Annotated in this window: 16 protein-coding genes; 12 read left to right on the forward strand and 4 right to left on the reverse strand. The window is 68.2% G+C overall.

Features of this window, described 5'->3' with window-relative positions:
* Positions 1–60 precede the first annotated feature (60 nt).
* From ACQE3L_RS13465 to ACQE3L_RS13500, 8 genes are all read left to right on the forward strand, one after another.
* Entirely contained in the window at positions 61–348 is a 288-nt protein-coding gene (locus ACQE3L_RS13465) for a DUF8028 family protein (RefSeq protein WP_426964387.1), read from the forward strand.
* Positions 349–367: 19 nt separating this feature from the next.
* On the forward strand, positions 368–616 hold the full coding sequence (locus tag ACQE3L_RS13470) for a DUF7123 family protein (protein WP_426964388.1): 249 nt from the start codon (positions 368–370) through the stop codon (positions 614–616).
* A gap of 295 nt (positions 617–911) precedes the next feature.
* Positions 912–1652, forward strand: coding sequence for a TetR/AcrR family transcriptional regulator (locus ACQE3L_RS13475; RefSeq protein ID WP_426964389.1), 741 nt, complete (start codon positions 912–914; stop codon positions 1650–1652).
* Between the two features lie 106 nt (positions 1653–1758).
* Entirely contained in the window at positions 1759–3018 is a 1260-nt protein-coding gene (locus tag ACQE3L_RS13480) for an MFS transporter (RefSeq protein WP_426964390.1), read from the forward strand.
* 48 nt (positions 3019–3066) lie between these two features.
* Positions 3067–4182, forward strand: a complete 1116-nt coding sequence (locus tag ACQE3L_RS13485) for a DoxX family protein (protein WP_426964391.1) — start codon at positions 3067–3069, stop codon at positions 4180–4182.
* Between the two features lie 54 nt (positions 4183–4236).
* A complete protein-coding gene (locus tag ACQE3L_RS13490) occupies positions 4237–4758 on the forward strand; it encodes a hypothetical protein (protein WP_426964392.1) in 522 nt (173 codons plus the stop codon).
* An 81-nt stretch (positions 4759–4839) separates the two neighbouring features.
* On the forward strand, positions 4840–7755 hold the full coding sequence (locus ACQE3L_RS13495) for an RtcB family protein (protein ID WP_426964393.1): 2916 nt from the start codon (positions 4840–4842) through the stop codon (positions 7753–7755).
* A gap of 348 nt (positions 7756–8103) precedes the next feature.
* Positions 8104–8583 carry a hypothetical protein gene (locus ACQE3L_RS13500; RefSeq protein ID WP_426964394.1) on the forward strand — a complete coding sequence of 160 codons (480 nt, stop codon included), beginning with the start codon at positions 8104–8106 and terminating at the stop codon, positions 8581–8583.
* A 368-nt stretch (positions 8584–8951) separates the two neighbouring features.
* Here the strand turns inward: ACQE3L_RS13500 and ACQE3L_RS13505 are convergent, their stop codons facing one another.
* The gene (locus ACQE3L_RS13505; RefSeq protein ID WP_426964395.1) at positions 8952–9332 is read right to left on the reverse strand and encodes a DUF7969 family protein; all 381 of its coding nucleotides are present in this window, start codon (positions 9330–9332) and stop codon (positions 8952–8954) included.
* An 82-nt stretch (positions 9333–9414) separates the two neighbouring features.
* On the opposite strand from ACQE3L_RS13505, the gene ACQE3L_RS13510 reads away from it, so the two are divergent.
* Positions 9415–10260 carry an eIF2B alpha/beta/delta subunit family protein gene (locus ACQE3L_RS13510; protein ID WP_426964396.1) on the forward strand — a complete coding sequence of 282 codons (846 nt, stop codon included), beginning with the start codon at positions 9415–9417 and terminating at the stop codon, positions 10258–10260.
* Positions 10261–10267: 7 nt separating this feature from the next.
* Here the strand turns inward: ACQE3L_RS13510 and ACQE3L_RS13515 are convergent, their stop codons facing one another.
* Both ACQE3L_RS13515 and ACQE3L_RS13520 read right to left on the reverse strand, forming a co-directional pair.
* Positions 10268–10537, reverse strand: a complete 270-nt coding sequence (locus ACQE3L_RS13515) for a HalOD1 output domain-containing protein (protein WP_426964397.1) — start codon at positions 10535–10537, stop codon at positions 10268–10270.
* A 117-nt stretch (positions 10538–10654) separates the two neighbouring features.
* A complete protein-coding gene (locus ACQE3L_RS13520; RefSeq protein ID WP_426964398.1) occupies positions 10655–11095 on the reverse strand; it encodes a DUF7988 family protein in 441 nt (146 codons plus the stop codon).
* 71 nt (positions 11096–11166) lie between these two features.
* On the opposite strand from ACQE3L_RS13520, the gene ACQE3L_RS13525 reads away from it, so the two are divergent.
* From ACQE3L_RS13525 to ACQE3L_RS13535, 3 genes are all read left to right on the forward strand, one after another.
* Positions 11167–11490, forward strand: a complete 324-nt coding sequence (locus ACQE3L_RS13525) for a BolA family protein (protein WP_426964399.1) — start codon at positions 11167–11169, stop codon at positions 11488–11490.
* An 83-nt stretch (positions 11491–11573) separates the two neighbouring features.
* Complete coding sequence (locus tag ACQE3L_RS13530) at positions 11574–12983, forward strand: class II fumarate hydratase (protein ID WP_426964400.1); 1410 nt, start codon at positions 11574–11576, stop codon at positions 12981–12983.
* 79 nt (positions 12984–13062) lie between these two features.
* Positions 13063–14703 (forward strand): potassium channel family protein, encoded by a 1641-nt coding sequence (locus ACQE3L_RS13535; RefSeq protein WP_426964401.1) that lies wholly within the window; start codon positions 13063–13065, stop codon positions 14701–14703.
* Positions 14704–14736: 33 nt separating this feature from the next.
* Here ACQE3L_RS13535 and ACQE3L_RS13540 read toward each other — a convergent pair whose 3' ends face one another.
* Complete coding sequence (locus tag ACQE3L_RS13540; RefSeq protein ID WP_426964402.1) at positions 14737–15225, reverse strand: DUF8162 family protein; 489 nt, start codon at positions 15223–15225, stop codon at positions 14737–14739.
* Positions 15226–15271: the final 46 nt, after the last annotated feature.

The raw sequence follows: 15271 nt of genomic DNA on the forward strand, positions 1-15271 counted from the left end.
AAGGCTCGTTCCCTTATATGGGGTCGGGACGCCTCGTCGGGAGTGAGGCAGGTGACCCATATGTCAAACACATCCCTCCGCACGGCCGCTCGTTCCCCGGTCCGGGCGAGCGCCGCGCTCTCGAACAGGTTCCGCCGGCTCACCGCCGTCGGCGTGCGCGCCCTCGCGTTCTGGGCCGCCGTACTGCTCCCGCTGACGTACCTTCCCGTCCTCCACGGGATGGTCGTGGACGCGAGCGCCGGGCTGTTCCTGGTCCTGCTCGCGGCCAACGTCGCGTGCGCCGTCGTCGGCCACGACTACCGCCCCGGACACGGGGACGCGAGCACCGATCGCACGACCGACGCCTGAGACACCCACTACACAACCCATGAGCACGAACGCCGCCGCCACCGACGCGACATATTCCCCCAAAGCCGCCCGCCTCGCCGAATACCTCCGTGAGGAGGCCGCCGACGGCGAGACGTACTTCAAAGCGAAGTTCATCGCGGACGACGTCGACCTCTCGCCGAAGGAGATCGGCGCCCTGATGGTCCAACTGCAGGGTCGGATCCCCGACCTGACCGTCGAGAAGTGGTCGTACACGGGCGCGACCACCTGGCGCGTGGCACCGCGCTGACGCGGCCGCGCCTCGCGGGCGGCCCCGTCGATCCCCGCTACGCCCCCCCGACGCCCGACCCCTGCCGTATCAGGTCCCCGCGGTATCCGATACCCCCGTTTTTGCGTACTCGGTCTCGCGTTCAGGTTCGCCGTCAGGCACGCGACCGGTCGGCCGCATGCGCCGTCGGCCGCGTGCACCATCGACCGCGTGCACCATTGACCGCGTGCGCCGTCGGCCGCGCGCACGGGCGGACTCCGGAGAGTGCATCCCGATCCATCGCGCTTTTACGTGTGGTTGACTGACCAGTCAGTCAATGACGGACGAGCCCTCCGCGGCGGACGAGATCATGGACGGCGTGTACCGCGCGCTGTGTACCCACGGGTACGCGGGGGTGACGATGCAGGACATCGCGGACGAATGTTCCAAGAGCAAGTCGCTGCTCCACTACCACTACGACACGAAGGAGGACCTCCTGGTCGCGTTCCTCGACCACATCCTCGCGGACTTCGAGGAGAAGGTCGCCGAGATCGCGGACGATCCCCCGCTCGTTCGGCTCACGACGCTGCTCGACCGGTTCGTCTTCGACCCGAGCGAAAGCGAGCGCGAGTCGTTCCACATCGCTCTCCTGGAGCTCCGGTCGCAGGGGCCGTTCAACGAGCGCATCCGCGAACAGCTGGACCGCAGCGACCGGCTGCTCCGCGAGACGCTCGCGGACATCATCAGCGAGGGCGTCGAGGCGGGCCAGATCCGCGACGTCGACCCCGAACGGTCGGCCGCGCTGATCACCGCCGCGATCGACGGCGCACGGACCCGCCAGATCACGTTGAGCGAGGACGTGCTCGGCGACGACACCTACACCTGCGTCACCTCGCGGCAAGTGCGCCGGCGGATCGTCGAGCCGATCCTCACCGAGGGAGCGTCCCTTCCGTCGGCCGAGGAACCGACCGCGGGCGGGGGCGACGCCGACGAGGCGACGAACGGCGCGACGGCGAGCGAGGACTCCGAACCACCCTCCGGAACCGCGGATCACCCGGACGGTGACTGGACCGAATGAGTACGGAGGCCGGACCGCGTGACCGGTCCGCCGACGACGGCGACCGGACTGGACGAGGCGAGCGGACCGCCCTCGACGTCGTGAGGGGAGGTGCCGACGACTGACGATGTTCGACCGACTCCCCACCTTCGGCTTCACTCGCCCGCCGGCCGTCCTGCTGGCGGTGATCGCGAGCACCTTCTTCGTCGGCTTCGGCGGGGGCGTCGTCTTCCCCATCCTCCCGAACCTCGGCGCGGTGCTCGGCATCTCCGCGTTCATGGTCGGGATCATCCTCTCGGCGAACCGGTTCATCCGGCTCGTCGCGAACGCGCCCGCCGGCGCGCTGATCGACCGCATCGGCACGCGCCGGCCGTTCGTTCTCGGACTCTTCATCGAGGGGGTCGCCACCCTCGGCTACGTCGTCGCCCTGTTCGTCCCGCCGCCGGAGGCGTGGTTCCTGCTGGCCCGGGTGCTGTGGGGGCTCGGCTCCGCGGCGGTGTTCGCGACCGCCTACACCATCGCCGCGGACGTCTCGACCGGCGACTCCCGCGGGACGAACATGGGCATCGTCCGCGGCGGCATCACGATGGGCTTCCCCGCCGGACTCGTGCTCGGCGGGGTGGTGAGCGCGCTCTACTCCAACGCCGCGGCGTTCGTGCTCGCGGCCGCGTTCGCGCTGTTCGCCAGCGTCGTCGCCTACGTCCTCGTTCCCGAGACGCACGTCGAGGGCGACGAGGGATCGTCCGTGAAGCCGTGGGACATCGACACCTCCGTCCCCGCGGTGACGGTCGGACTCGTCAACTTCGGGCTGATGTTCGCGTACATCGGCGCGCTGTTCGCGACCCTGGTGCTCTTTCTGGGCGAGCACGACCTCTCGCTGTTCGGGCTCGCGCCGCAGGGAACCTCCGGCGTGTTCATGGCCGGGACGGTGGTCTCCGCGGCCGCCTTCATGCTCGTCGGCGGTCGCGTCTCCGACACGCGGAAGTCCAGAACGCCGGTGCTGCTCTTCTTCCTCGTCGTCTCCTTCGTCGGCTTCCTGCTGCTCGCTCGGGCCGGGTCGGTGATCGAGTTGGCGTTCGCCTGCGTCTTCATCGGCGCGGGACAGGGCGGCACGAGCGGTCCCCTGATGGCGCTTCTGGCGGACCTCACGCCCGACGAGCGCATGGGGCGCGCCTCGGGGACGAACAACGTCTTCGGGGACGTCGGGGGCGGGCTCGGCCCGATGGTCTCGCTCCCGCTCGTCGAGGCGGTCGGGTTCGAGCCGATATACGCGTTCTGCGCGCTCGTTCCGCTGCTGGCCGGAGGGGTGCTGCTCGTGGGCGTCCGCCGCGTCACAGGGACGTTCCGACCGGGACGGACCGACACGAACGCCACGGTCGCGGACTGACCGGCGGCTCCCCGGTTTTTAACCGACTCCCGGAGTAATCACGAACCCATGAGAGACAGACACACAGCCCGAGGGGCCGCGTGGGCCGTCGCGATGCTGGTCGGGATCGCGCTCGCGTCGGGGATCGCCGCCGCACACGTCCGGTTCGTCACCGACACGGAGGAGGCGGGCGAGGCGCTTCGGTTCCTGGCCGGTGCGCTGACCGACCCCCTGCACCTCGCCGCGCTCGGGGGCGGGGCGCTCGCGGTCCTCGTGGCGATCGTCGTCTACCTGAAGACGGAGGCGCTGAACCGGGACGTGGCCGTGTTCCGGGGCGTGATGGAGAGCTACCGGGACCTGCTGCCGTGGCTGCTCCGCCTCGGGTTCGGCCTTCCGCTGGTGGGCGCCGGCTTCGCGGGCTACTTCTTCAATCCCGTCGTCGAACCGCTGATCGGGTCGGGCGTCGACCGCCTGCTCCAGATCCTGCTCGGGTTCATGCTCGTGTTCGGGCTCGGAACGCGCGTCGCGTCGCTCGCCGGACTGGTTATCTACCTCGTCGCCCTCCCGATCCAGCCGCTCCTGGCCTTCTCGCTGGAGTGGATCCCCGGGTTCCTCGCGCTGATCGTCGTCGGGAGCGGGCGGCCGAGCGCCGACCACACGCTCGCGCAGGTGGCGGCCACGCCCGGCACCTTCTACAACGAGGTCGACCCGGTCCACCGCGCGGCCGCGTGGTTCGAGGCGCGCGTCGACCCCTACGAGCGCTACGTGCCGACGGTGATCCGCGTCGGGATGGGCGTCGGGTTCGCCTTCCTCGGCCTGATGGAGAAACTGCTCGCGCCGGAGATGGCGATGAGCGTGGTCGCGACCTACGGGCTCGCGGAGGCGACGCCGTTCCCCGCGGAGCTGTGGGTGCTCGGTGCCGGTCTCGGGGAACTCGCGCTCGGGATCGCCATCGCGCTCGGCTTCTTCACCCGCGGCTCCGCGCTGGCCGCGATGTTCGTGTTCACGCTGACGCTGTTCGGCATCCCCGACGACCCCGTCCTCGCGCATATCGGCCTGTTCAGCCTCGCGTCCGCGCTGCTCATCACCGGCTCCGGCCCGTACGCGCTCGACAACTACCTCTCCGACTCGCGCCGGACAGCCCGCTCTGACGCGGTCACGGAGCCGGCCCCGGGCGACGACTGAACCGACACGGAACCGGTCGGAACGGATTTCTCCCCACGATACATATGGTAACGTATGACAACCACGAGCGCGGTCGCAGAGCGGACGTGGGCGGCCGGCGGGCTCGCCGGGCTCGCGGCCGGCGTCGGCATGGGGCTGGTGTTGCACCTCGCGTTGGACCTCATGCCGGTGATCGCGACGCTGATCGGTGGGGACACGACCCTCGCCGGGTGGGTCGTCCACCTGTTCAACAGCACGCTGTTCGGCCTGCTGTTCGTCGGCGTCTTCGCGCGGCCGTTCTTCGAGGAGTTGCTGGTCGACCTCGGCGGCTGCGTCTCGCTCGGGGTCGTCCACTCGGCCGCGCTCGGCCTGCTGACCGGCGGGCTGTTGCTTCCGGTCGCGCTCGCGCTGGAGGGCGCCACCTCGCTCCCGGTTCCGACGCTCCCGTTCCCGGGCGTCGACGTGGGCCTGGAGTTCGCGGTCGTCATCGCGCTCGCCCACCTGCTGTACGGCGTTCTGCTCGGCGGGACCTACGCGGTCCTGACCGGCGCCGCGTCGACGGCCGGGGTCGCCCCGGACGAGGAGGCGCCCGTCTGACCGGCGCTCCACGGCGCGGCGACGTCGCTCACCGACGGCGGCGGACGTAACGCTATTGCCCGGTCGCACCGACCGTCCGGTATGACCACGCGCGAGTTCGACGGCGTCCGGCTGGAGAAGGTGCGCGAGCACGTCTGGGAGATCCCGCGGGAGGGCGACATGAACGTGCCCGCCCGCGTGCTCGCGTCCGAGGAGCTGCTGGAACAGATCGGCAGCGACGACACGCTCCAGCAGTTGAAGAACGCCACCCACCTCCCCGGCATGACCGACCACGCGATCTGTATGCCGGACGGCCATCAGGGGTACGGCTTTCCGGTCGGCGGCGTCGGCGCGACCGACGCCCGAACCGGCTGCATCTCCCCCGGAGCGATCGGCTACGACATCAACTGCCTCCCGGAGGGTACACGTGTTTCCCTGTCTCACGGTCGACGAGCAAGAATCGAGAAACTCGAGGAAAGATTCGAGCAAGAGCAGGCCGCGGTCGCTGCCGAGAGTGGACTCACGTGCTCGGACATCCGCCTCTTCACGGAATCATCAGAAAAGCCCGTCTATGAGATCCGGTCGGAGACGGGAGATCTGGTTTCTGCAACGGCAGACCATCCGTTTCTGACAGAGACTGGCATGCGTGAACTCGAGGACATCGAGCCGGGAGATGAAGTCTATCTTCATCCCTTCGAGGGGTTCCCGGACGAGGAAGCGCCGGAGTTTATCGTGCTCGATGAGGAGGACTTCGCCGACGAGGATCCGCAGCTCGTTCGGGTTCTTAAGGAGCGCGACCTGCTGCCGCTTCGTTCCAGCGATGAGGCGTTCCACCGACTGCTCAAACTTCTTGGGTACCACACTGGTGACGGGGCTTTCGGAGACGGGATTACGACCTTTTATGGCGGTCGGGAGGACCTCGAGGCGATCCGGTCGGATATCGAGGCAATCGGTTTCACTCCCTCGCGGATCTATGAGCGTGAACGGGATCACCAGATCGATGGCCGGGAGTTCACTCGGACGGAATACAGCGTTCGTGGCCAAGCGAACGCGTTCAAGCAACTGCTGATCCGCCTCGGCGCTCCCGATGGAAAGAAAGTCGAGTCTGATTTCACCGCTCCGAATTATCTCGAAAAACTCACGGACTGGCAGCGTGCACTGTATCTGTCCGCCTTTTTCGGGGCAGAGATGAGCGCGCCAGATACGGTCGCCCCGAAGAACTTCTACGCACCATCAGTATCTCACAATCGGATCGCTGATGAGGCTGAGGCCGGAGAGGCGTTCCTTCGAGATCTCATGGCCCATCTTGAGGACCTCGGAATTGAAACCAACTCATTCGAGCGGGTGGAGAGTACTCAGACAGCGGCTGGAAAGGTCGAACGATTCCGTTTCGGCGTGAGTTCGGAAGCAGAAAACCTCGTTCGGTTTTTCACTCAAGTGGGGTACCGATACAACGCGGAGAAGCGACGAAAAGCACTGGTTGCCGCCCAATACCTGAAGCGAAAGGCCGAGGTGATCGACGAGCGCGAACGTGCCGCGGAGAAAGCGCGAGCAATGGCCGACGGTGGTGCGGCAATCAACGAAGTGAAAGACCGTCTCTCGAGTGTCAACGATCGGTTCATTGAGCGGAGCGTGTACGAGCAACGTAAGGGACGACCGAGACCGCCCGCTGACTTCCCGGACTTCTCCGAGTACCAAGAGCGTGTGACCGTTCGAGAAGATGGAGCGGTCTCCACCGAAGTAGTCTCGATCAGTGAAGCAGGCGTAGCGAAGGTTTACGACATCGGAGTTGCCCACGATGCACACAACTTCTTCGCGGAAGGATTTGTGGTTTCGAATTGCGGCGTCCGGATGGTCCGCACCGACCTCACCTACGACGACCTCCGCGGGCGGGAGGAGGAACTCGTCGACGCGCTCTTCGAGGCGGTCCCCTCGGGACTCGGCGGCGGCGGGATCGCGAAGGGCACCGCGGACGTGGTCGAGGCGATCCTCGAACGCGGCGTCGAGTGGGCCGTCGACGAGGGGTACGGCGTCCCCTCGGACCTGCGGCGGTGCGAGGACGAGGGGCGGCGCGAGGACGCGCGGCCGGAGTTCGTCACCCAGAAGGCGAAGGACCGCGGCCGGAACCAGATCGGCTCGCTCGGGTCGGGCAACCACTTCCTCGAGGTCCAGCGCGTGACCGACGTGTTCCGGCCCGAGGTGGCCGAGGCGTACGGGCTCTCCGAGGGGCAGGTCGTCGTCCTGATCCACTGCGGGAGCCGCGGACTTGGCCACCAGACCTGCACCGACTACCTCCGAAAGATCGAGAAGCAACACGGCGACTTGCTCGCGGAGCTGCCGGACAAGGAACTCGCGGCCGCGCCTGCCGGATCCGCGCTGGCCGAGGAGTACTACGGCGCGATGTGCGCCTGCATCAACTACGCGTGGACCAACCGGCAGCTGATCACCCACCGGACGCGCGAGGTGTTCGGCGACGTGTTCGACGCCGACCCCATGGCCGACCTCGGGATGGAGCTGCTGTACGACGTGGCGCACAACATCGGCAAGAAGGAGGAGCACGCGGTCGGCGAGCCGGACGCGGACGGCGAGCGCGAGACCCGGGAGCTGTACGTCCACCGGAAGGGCGCGACGCGGGCGTTCCCCGCCGGCCGCGAGGAGGTGCCCGCCGTGTACCGCGACGTCGGCCAGCCCGTGATCATCCCGGGGAGCATGGGCGCGGGGTCGTACGTGCTCCGCGGCGGCGACGCCTCGCTCGACACCTCGTTCGGCTCGACCGCCCACGGCGCCGGCCGCCTGATGAGCCGGACGCAGGCCAAACAGGAGTTCTGGGGCGGCGACGTGCAGGACGACCTCGCGGAGCAACAGAAGATCTACGTGAAGGCGCAGTCCGGCGCGACCATCGCCGAGGAGGCGCCCGGCGTCTACAAGGACGTGGACGAGGTCGTCCGCGTCAGCGACGAACTGGGCATCGGCGACAAGGTGGCGCGGACGTTCCCAGTCTGCAACATCAAGGGGTGAGCGCGGGGCGCTCGGCGGGAGATGGGGACGGCGCAGTTGCTCGCTTTTCACGTCTCCACTCGCTCAGTACAGGGGACTCAGGTATCGTTCAGTACAGCATCTCGGATCCTTGGGGCAGGTGTTGAACCAGTTCGGTGAGTCAGCCGAGGGTTACAGCGGAACCCAAGGGGACCAGCGAGGCAACGGAAACGGCAATGGCGATGGCAAAGGAAGTGACAAGGTCAACACTCATAATAGGCGAATCCATTGTTGGCACAAACGCCCCGGGCTGAAGCAGAGACCCGGGTTGACCAGATCCAACTGGCGATCGTGGCTGAGGTCTAACTCACGTCTCTCGATTCATCACCTATGGAAGTTGTATTGGCATCGAAACGAATCCGGGATTCACGCACAGCAACCCTCAGTGCGATACTGGTCGTGATACTCGCCCAGATCCCCATTTACGCAGTCTTCGCGGATATCCCGGTGGTCGGTGATTCATTCCTGGGTGCCGCCATACTGTGGGCCATCGGCGCACTCGTTTGGAGCGGGTATACAGCAATTCTGCTACTGGCTCCACTGGCCGATATCCGAAATCATCCGGATCGTGATTCCTGGGGGCCGTTTGAGACGCTGAACGTGTACTCCTACGTCTCTCTTCGTCAGATATGGATCCGACTGCTGCACGGAGTCTTCGGGTGTATCTTCGCGCTCATCGGCACGGTACTCTTTGTGGCGACACCGCCGCTATTGGTACTCCCAACGGTGGTAATGATGGCTTCGGTCATTATGATGGGAGCGCACACTGGTGTGAAAGATCCATCAGAAGAGACGAAGCGGCATCTCTGATCATCGACAATCGGCGGTCGGTACCACGTCCCACTTCACTACAAGATCCACAGCTGCCACGGCAGCTCCATCTAATATGCGTTCCCCATCCGACGACTCTATTGGAATCTCATGCGAGAAATGTGTGCCAGCCCCACATCAAGATCGGACGACGCCGTCGCGACGAGTTCACGCATAGGCCGATTTCCTGTTCTGACCCAGTCTCGGAAGTCGTCAGTAACCGCGTGCGAGATACGGAGTATGCAGTCAGCACGGCGGACGCGTTCGTTTCACATGGGACATACTGAATAAGCCGCTTAGTGTGCACGTCTACCAACCGGCACTTTCGACCAAAAATCTCCGCGAGGAATACGTGTTCAACGAGACCGTCAGGACCAGAAGCCGCCGGACCCGCCGCCCGGCCCCGACGGCCCTCGCGGTCCGGACGGTCGCGGGTCCGGGTCGATCTCGACGAACTCGCTCTCCGACCGCGGGTCGACCTCGCGGCCGTCCTCGAAACGCACGAACGAGAGGTAGAAGGGCTCGCCGCAGCCGGCGTCGGTTGGTTCTTCGTCCGCCAGCCGCCCCTCCTCGCCGCAGACGAACCGGACGCCGTCGGCGTCGTCGGCCTCGTAGTCCTCGTCCGGCGCGACGTAGGTCCACCCCTCGAGGGGGTACGGCGTCACCGACTTGTCCGCGAGGTAGCCCTCGCGGTCGAGTTCCACGAGCGTCTCGCAGTGCGGGCAGTGGTAGGTGACGGGATAGCTCACGGGCGAGGATACGCGCGGCGACGGCATAGCTCCGTCGTCGGCCTCCGGAACACCTTTTGAACCGTGCGGCGAGGGAGTGAGCATGATCGACGAGACGGTCGCCGAGATCCGGGAGATGCGGAGCCACAGCTCCTCGGTGATCGCGCGGAAGGCCGCCCGGGCGCTGGCGGAGCTGATCGACCGCGAGTACGCCTCCGTCGAGGAGTTCGAGCAGGACCTCCAGCACAACGCGGGCGTGCTCCGGCGCTCGAACCCCTCTCACGCGATCCTCCACAACGCCATCCGCGAGATCGAGCGCTCCGTCGTGGGCGAGGCGACGACCGTCGCGGACGGCAAGGAGCGCCTCCGCGAGACGATAGAGGAGGTGGTCGCGGACGTGGAGCGCGGCAAGGCGGCCGCCGCAGCGAACGCCCGCGAGACGTTCCGGGACGGCGAGACCGTCCTCACTCACGACTACTCCACCACGGTTCTGGAGGCGATGGAGACCGCGACGCAGGAGGGGCTCCACCTCTCGGCGTACGTGACCGAGGCGCGGCCGCGCTACTTCGGCCGGAAGACGGCGCGCGCGCTCGCGGCGAACCCCCGCGTCGAGACGACGATGATCGTCGACTCCGCGATGGGCCACGCGCTCCGGGAGTGCGACCGCGTCGTCCTCGGCATGACCTGCATCACCGACCGCACCTACTACAACCGGATCGGCACGCTCCCCCTCGTGGCGACCGCGAACGAACTCGACGTTCCCGTTACCGTCGTCGGCTCCGGGGCGAAGGTGATAGACGACTTCCGGTTCGAGAACGAGTTCCGCGACGCGGTCGAGGTGATGCGCGAACCGGTCGAGGACGTCGACGTCGAGAACCCGATGTACGACGCGGTCCCGGTGAACCTCGTCGACGAGGTCATCACCGACGACGGCGTCGTGGAGTTCTGATCGCCCCTCAGCGCGCCTGACCGACCGACGCCTCGCCCTCGGAGGCGAGCGAGGTCGGAGCGTCGTCAGACACCCGGACGTCGCCATCGGCGGTGACCGTCACCGTTCGCCCGGCGTAGGCGAACGTGACCTCGCCCGCCTCCATCGTCGCAACCGTGTCGTTCAGGCCGTCCGGATCGACGGCGTCGAACAGTGGGGGTAACTCGAGCACGTCGGTGTCCGTCTCCTCCGCAACGCGGCGCGTGACGCGCTCGCAGGGCGTTTCTCTCGGATCCATGGGACGACCTCGCACAGCCACTGCATAAGTATTCGTCAGACAAATTCCCTATTTCTGACTAGTCTCTGCCGCTTCCGATCATCCCTCCGTTTCTGTGGCCGGGGCGGACCCGGGGGATCAGTCGGCGACGGTGACGGCGAGGGCCGCGGCGGGCGTCCTCGCGGTCCGCACGAACGCCCCGTCGACGACCGCGAACGCCTCGATGCGCGCGACGAGTCTGCGGGGGCCGAGCGTCGCGCGCAGCACCGGCCCGGTCGAGGTGACGACGACGTACGGCGGCGCCGCGACCGGCGGCGCCGAGAGCTCCCCGCCCGCGGCCGCGACGGCCTCGACCAGCGCGTCCGGGAAGCGGTCGAGCGCGCCGGCGCGGCCCAAGGCGGCGCGGAGCGGTCCCCTGACCGCGGTCGAGTCGCGGGTGGCCGGCCGCCCGTCGACGGTCGTCTCGAAGCCCGCCGCGACCGCGTCCGCGCAGTCGAGCGTCGTCGCGAGCAGGTCGCCGTGCGCGGTCAGCAGTCGCTCGCGGGCGGCGTCCGGGTCGAGCGGCGGCCCGTCGCTCACGGTCGAGTCTCGCCGGGGGCGGAGAAACCGGTTGCGGTCCCCTTTTGAGGACCGCGACGGTAGGGAGAGGCATGACTCCCGAGGAGGTCGCGGACCTGATCGAGGCCGGCATCGAGGACTGCGTGGCGCGGGTGGAGACCCCGCGAGCGCCCGACGAGGAGCACGAGGACGCCCACTTCGCGGCGGTCGTCGTCTCGCCCGCCTTCGAAGGGGAGCCGCTGGTGCAACAGCACCAGCGCGTCTACGACGCGGTCGGCGACGAGATGACCGAGTCGGTCCACGCGCTGGAGATCAAGACGTACACGCCCGCTGCGTACGCCGAGCACGGCGACGGGCGCCTCGAGGCGGCGCTCCGCGAGGCGGGGCTGTTGCCGGTCGACGACGGCGCGGCGTAGTCGCCGCATCGGACGGAGCCGTCTGCACGACGCCCGCAGCCGCTTTCAGTAGCTTTTACCCGCCATCGGGCGTGGCGTCGATCATGGCAGACGACTACCGCGTGGAGGAGGACAGCCTCGGCGAGATGCAGGTGCCGGCGGACGCCTACTGGGGCGCACAGACCCAGCGCGCCGTGGAGAACTTCCCCATCTCGGGGATCACGTTCGGCCGGCGGTTCGTCCGCGCGCTCGGCGTCGTCAAGAAGGCGGCTGCGCAGGCGAACAACGACCTCGGGCTGATCGACGACGACGTGGCGGCGGCGATTCAGGACGCGGCCGACGAGGTCATCGCGGGCGAGCACGACGACCAGTTCCCGGTCGACGTGTTCCAGACCGGGTCGGGAACCTCCTCGAACATGAACGCCAACGAGGTCATCGCCAACCGCGCCGCGGAGATCATGGGCGCGGAGGTCGGCGACCGCGTCGTCCACCCCAACGACCACGTCAACTACGGCCAGTCGAGCAACGACGTGATCCCGACCGCGATGCACGTCGCCGCCCTGGAGGCGGTCGAGAAGGACCTCATGCCCGCGCTGGAGACGCTCCACGCCGAGTTGGAGGAGAAGGAGGCGGCCTTCGACGGCGTCGTCAAGACGGGGCGCACCCACCTGCAGGACGCCACGCCGATCCGGCTCGGGCAGGAGTTCGGCGGCTACCGCGCGCAGGTCGAGAAGGGGATCAAGCGCGTCGGCGACGCGCGGTTCCACCTCCGCGAGCTGGCGCTCGGCGGGACCGCGGTCGGGACGGGACTCAACACCCACCCCGAGTTCCCGGGGCTCGCGGCCGAGTACATCTCCGACGAGACGAACACCACCTTCCGCGAGGCGGACAACCACTTCGAGGCGCAGGCCGCCCACGACGCCATGTCGGAGGCCCACGGCGCGCTCCGGACGGTCGCGGGGAGCCTCAACAAGATCGCCAACGACCTCCGCCTGCTCGCCTCGGGCCCCCGGAACGGGCTCGGCGAGGTCGAGCAGCCCGAGAACCAGCCCGGCTCCTCGATCATGCCGGGCAAGATCAACCCGGTCGTCGCGGAGTCAGTCAACCAGGTCCACAAGCAGGTCGTCGGCAACGACGCGGCGGTCTCGGCGGGCGCGGCCCGCGGCGAGATCGACCTGAACCTCTACAAGCCGGTGCTGGCGCACAACTTCCTGGAGTCGACGGAGCTGCTGGCCAACGCCGCGGAAGCGTTCGGCGAGAAGTTCGTCGCGAAACTGGAGGCCAACGAGGACCACTGCGCGGACGCCGTCGAGCGCTCGATGGCGCTGGCGACCGCGCTCAATCCCGCCATCGGCTACGACAAGGCCTCGAAGGTCGCCAAGCAGGCCCTCGCGGAGGACAAGACGGTCCGCGAGGTCGCCGTCTCCGAAGGCTACCTCACCGAGGAGGAAGCGGACGAGGTGCTCGACCCCGCGACGATGACCGAGCGCGGCATCCTCGGCGACGAGGAGTAGGGCGGTCGCGGGCGCGATTCGGCGCCGCGCGACTTCCGACCCGACAACACTCACAACCCCCGGGGGCGTACGCCGGGACATGACCCCTTGGCGCTCCCGGCGCGCCGTCGCTTATCTCGCGCTGGTCGCGGCGACCTCCGCGGCGCTGACGCTGCTGTACAACTACGGAATGGCGACGTGGGAGGGGGACCCGCAGCCGCTCTACCGCTCCTTTCAGGTCGTGTTCCAGACGTTCACGACCACCGGATACGGGGAGGACGCCGGCTGGTCCACGCCGCAGATGAACCTCCTGATGGTGGCGATGCAGGTGACGGGTATCGGACTGATCTTGACGGCGGTCGACGTGTTCGCGGTGCCGTGGCTCCGGTCGGCGCTTTCGCCGAGTGCGCCAACGCGCGCGCCAGAGCGGTCGGGTCACGTCGTTGTGTGCGGTTACACGCCCCGAACCGCGGAGTTTCTGGAGGAAGTCGACTCCCGCGGACGCCAGTGCGTGGTCGTCGAGGCGGACGAGGAGACGGCGATCGACCTCCACGAAGCGGACCGAGCGGTCGTCCACGGCGACCCGGAGTCGCCCGAACCGCTGCGTGCGGCTCACGTCGAAGACGCGGCCGCGGTGGTCGTGGACGCGGGGGACGAAACGAGCGCGAGCATCGCCCTCGCGACGCGGGAGCTCGACGCGGACGTGCGCGTCGTGACGCTCGTCGAGGACGACGACACCGCGGAGTACCACCGCATCGCGGGCGCCGACGAGGTGCTTTCCCCGCGCCGGATCCTCGGCGAGAGCCTCGCTCGGCGCGTCCCGACCGCCGTCTCCACCGCGGTCGACGAGGGCGTATCCGTGGGTGACGACCTCGAACTGGCAGAGTTCGGCGTCGAGGAGGCGAGCGACCTCAGGGGGCGGACGCTCGTCGAGACGGAGCTTCGCGAGCGATACGGACTCGACGTGGTCGGCGCGTGGGTCGACGGCGATTTCGAGAGTCCGGTCGACGCCGAGCGCGTCCTCAACGCCGACGTGCGGCTCCTGGTCGCGGGTACACCCGCCCAGATCGAGGAGTTTCGCGGGGCGATCACCCCGGTCGTCCGGTCGCTTACTCCCCGGAAAGTCGTCGTCATCGGCTACGGGCAGGCCGGCATGGCCGCGTCCGAGGCGGTCGACGGCGTCGGGAGCGAGGTGACCGTCCTCGACATCAGGGACTCGGAGGGCGTCGACGTAGTCGGGGACGCGCGCGACCCGGAAGTGCTCCGGGAGGCCGGCGTCACGGACGCCTCCGCGGTCGTGATCACGCTCAACGACGACACCACGGCCATCTTCGCCACGCTCGTGGTCCGGGACATCGCCCCCGAGACGGAGGTCGTGGTCCGCGCCAACGACGCCGGGAGCGTCAGAAAGCTCCACCGCGCGGGCGCCGACTACGTCCAGTCGCTCGCCACCGTGAGCGGGCGGATGCTCGCCTCGACCGTCTTCGAGGACGAGGAGGTGTTGGCGGTCGACGAGCGCATCAACGTGGTGAAGCTCCCGGCGGGAGAGCTGGTTGGACGGACGCTCGCGGAGGCCGGGGTTCGCTCGCGGACGGGCTGTACCGTGCTGCTCGTCGAGCGCGACGGCGAGCCGATCCGACGACTCGGCGCCGACGAGTTCCGCTTCGAACGGGACGACGAGGTCGTCCTCGCCGGCACCGACGAGAGCGTTCGCGCGTTCGAGCGGACGTTCGGAGCGTGAGGCCGTCCCGCAGAGCCCCATCAGCCGACGACACTACGGAGGCGACCCCGTCGGCAGCGCGAACACCAGCGAGAGGAGGAAGAACGGCACGGCGAGCGTCAGGGTGTAGAGGGTCGTCGCCCCGGCCACGGACGCCCACGTCCGCGGGCCGTACCCCGTCTCGTTCCAGTCGATCCCGAGTCGGGGGAGCCCGGCCGTCGCCGCTATCGGGAGTCCGAGGAGGTACCCGATCCCCAGCCCGACGACCGCGTCGAGCATCGCGTTGGCCGTGGAGGCGGGCCCCGTCACGGGGGCGTTCAGCGCCGCGAGCACGCCAACCGACCACGGGACTCCGAGCCCGACGGTCAGGAGGACGTAGGCCGGATACGGTGAGTCAGTGGGGGGTACGGCCGCGAACAGCGCGCGGATCCGGCTGGACAGCAGAAACACCGCGGTCGGAACCGCCGCGAACGCGCCGGGGACGAGGAGCAGCAACGCGGCCACCGCGAGACCGACCGCGGCGTCGAGTTGGAGGGGCAGCATGCGTGTATCAGCGGCCGCCGCCGACAAAAGCATGGGTGTGTGGAGC

Source organism: Haloparvum alkalitolerans (genome assembly GCF_050122995.1).
Taxonomy (GTDB): domain Archaea; phylum Halobacteriota; class Halobacteria; order Halobacteriales; family Haloferacaceae; genus Haloparvum; species Haloparvum alkalitolerans.

Bases quoted from the DNA above. Each gene is read 5' to 3' on its own strand.
- ACQE3L_RS13475 (WP_426964389.1), top strand. From the start codon at position 912: ATGACGGACGAGCCCTCCGCGGCGGACGAGATCATGGACGGCGTGTAC.
- ACQE3L_RS13465 (WP_426964387.1), top strand. From the start codon at position 61: ATGTCAAACACATCCCTCCGCACGGCCGCTCGTTCCCCGGTCCGGGCG.
- ACQE3L_RS13530 (WP_426964400.1), top strand. From the start codon at position 11,574: ATGGCAGACGACTACCGCGTGGAGGAGGACAGCCTCGGCGAGATGCAG.
- ACQE3L_RS13480 (WP_426964390.1), top strand. From the start codon at position 1,759: ATGTTCGACCGACTCCCCACCTTCGGCTTCACTCGCCCGCCGGCCGTC.
- ACQE3L_RS13500 (WP_426964394.1), top strand. From the start codon at position 8,104: ATGGAAGTTGTATTGGCATCGAAACGAATCCGGGATTCACGCACAGCA.
- ACQE3L_RS13540 (WP_426964402.1), bottom strand. From the start codon at position 15,225: ATGCTGCCCCTCCAACTCGACGCCGCGGTCGGTCTCGCGGTGGCCGCG.
- ACQE3L_RS13495 (WP_426964393.1), top strand. From the start codon at position 4,840: ATGACCACGCGCGAGTTCGACGGCGTCCGGCTGGAGAAGGTGCGCGAG.
- ACQE3L_RS13535 (WP_426964401.1), top strand. From the start codon at position 13,063: ATGACCCCTTGGCGCTCCCGGCGCGCCGTCGCTTATCTCGCGCTGGTC.
- ACQE3L_RS13485 (WP_426964391.1), top strand. From the start codon at position 3,067: ATGAGAGACAGACACACAGCCCGAGGGGCCGCGTGGGCCGTCGCGATG.
- ACQE3L_RS13490 (WP_426964392.1), top strand. From the start codon at position 4,237: ATGACAACCACGAGCGCGGTCGCAGAGCGGACGTGGGCGGCCGGCGGG.
- ACQE3L_RS13510 (WP_426964396.1), top strand. From the start codon at position 9,415: ATGATCGACGAGACGGTCGCCGAGATCCGGGAGATGCGGAGCCACAGC.
- ACQE3L_RS13470 (WP_426964388.1), top strand. From the start codon at position 368: ATGAGCACGAACGCCGCCGCCACCGACGCGACATATTCCCCCAAAGCC.
- ACQE3L_RS13515 (WP_426964397.1), bottom strand. From the start codon at position 10,537: ATGGATCCGAGAGAAACGCCCTGCGAGCGCGTCACGCGCCGCGTTGCG.
- ACQE3L_RS13525 (WP_426964399.1), top strand. From the start codon at position 11,167: ATGACTCCCGAGGAGGTCGCGGACCTGATCGAGGCCGGCATCGAGGAC.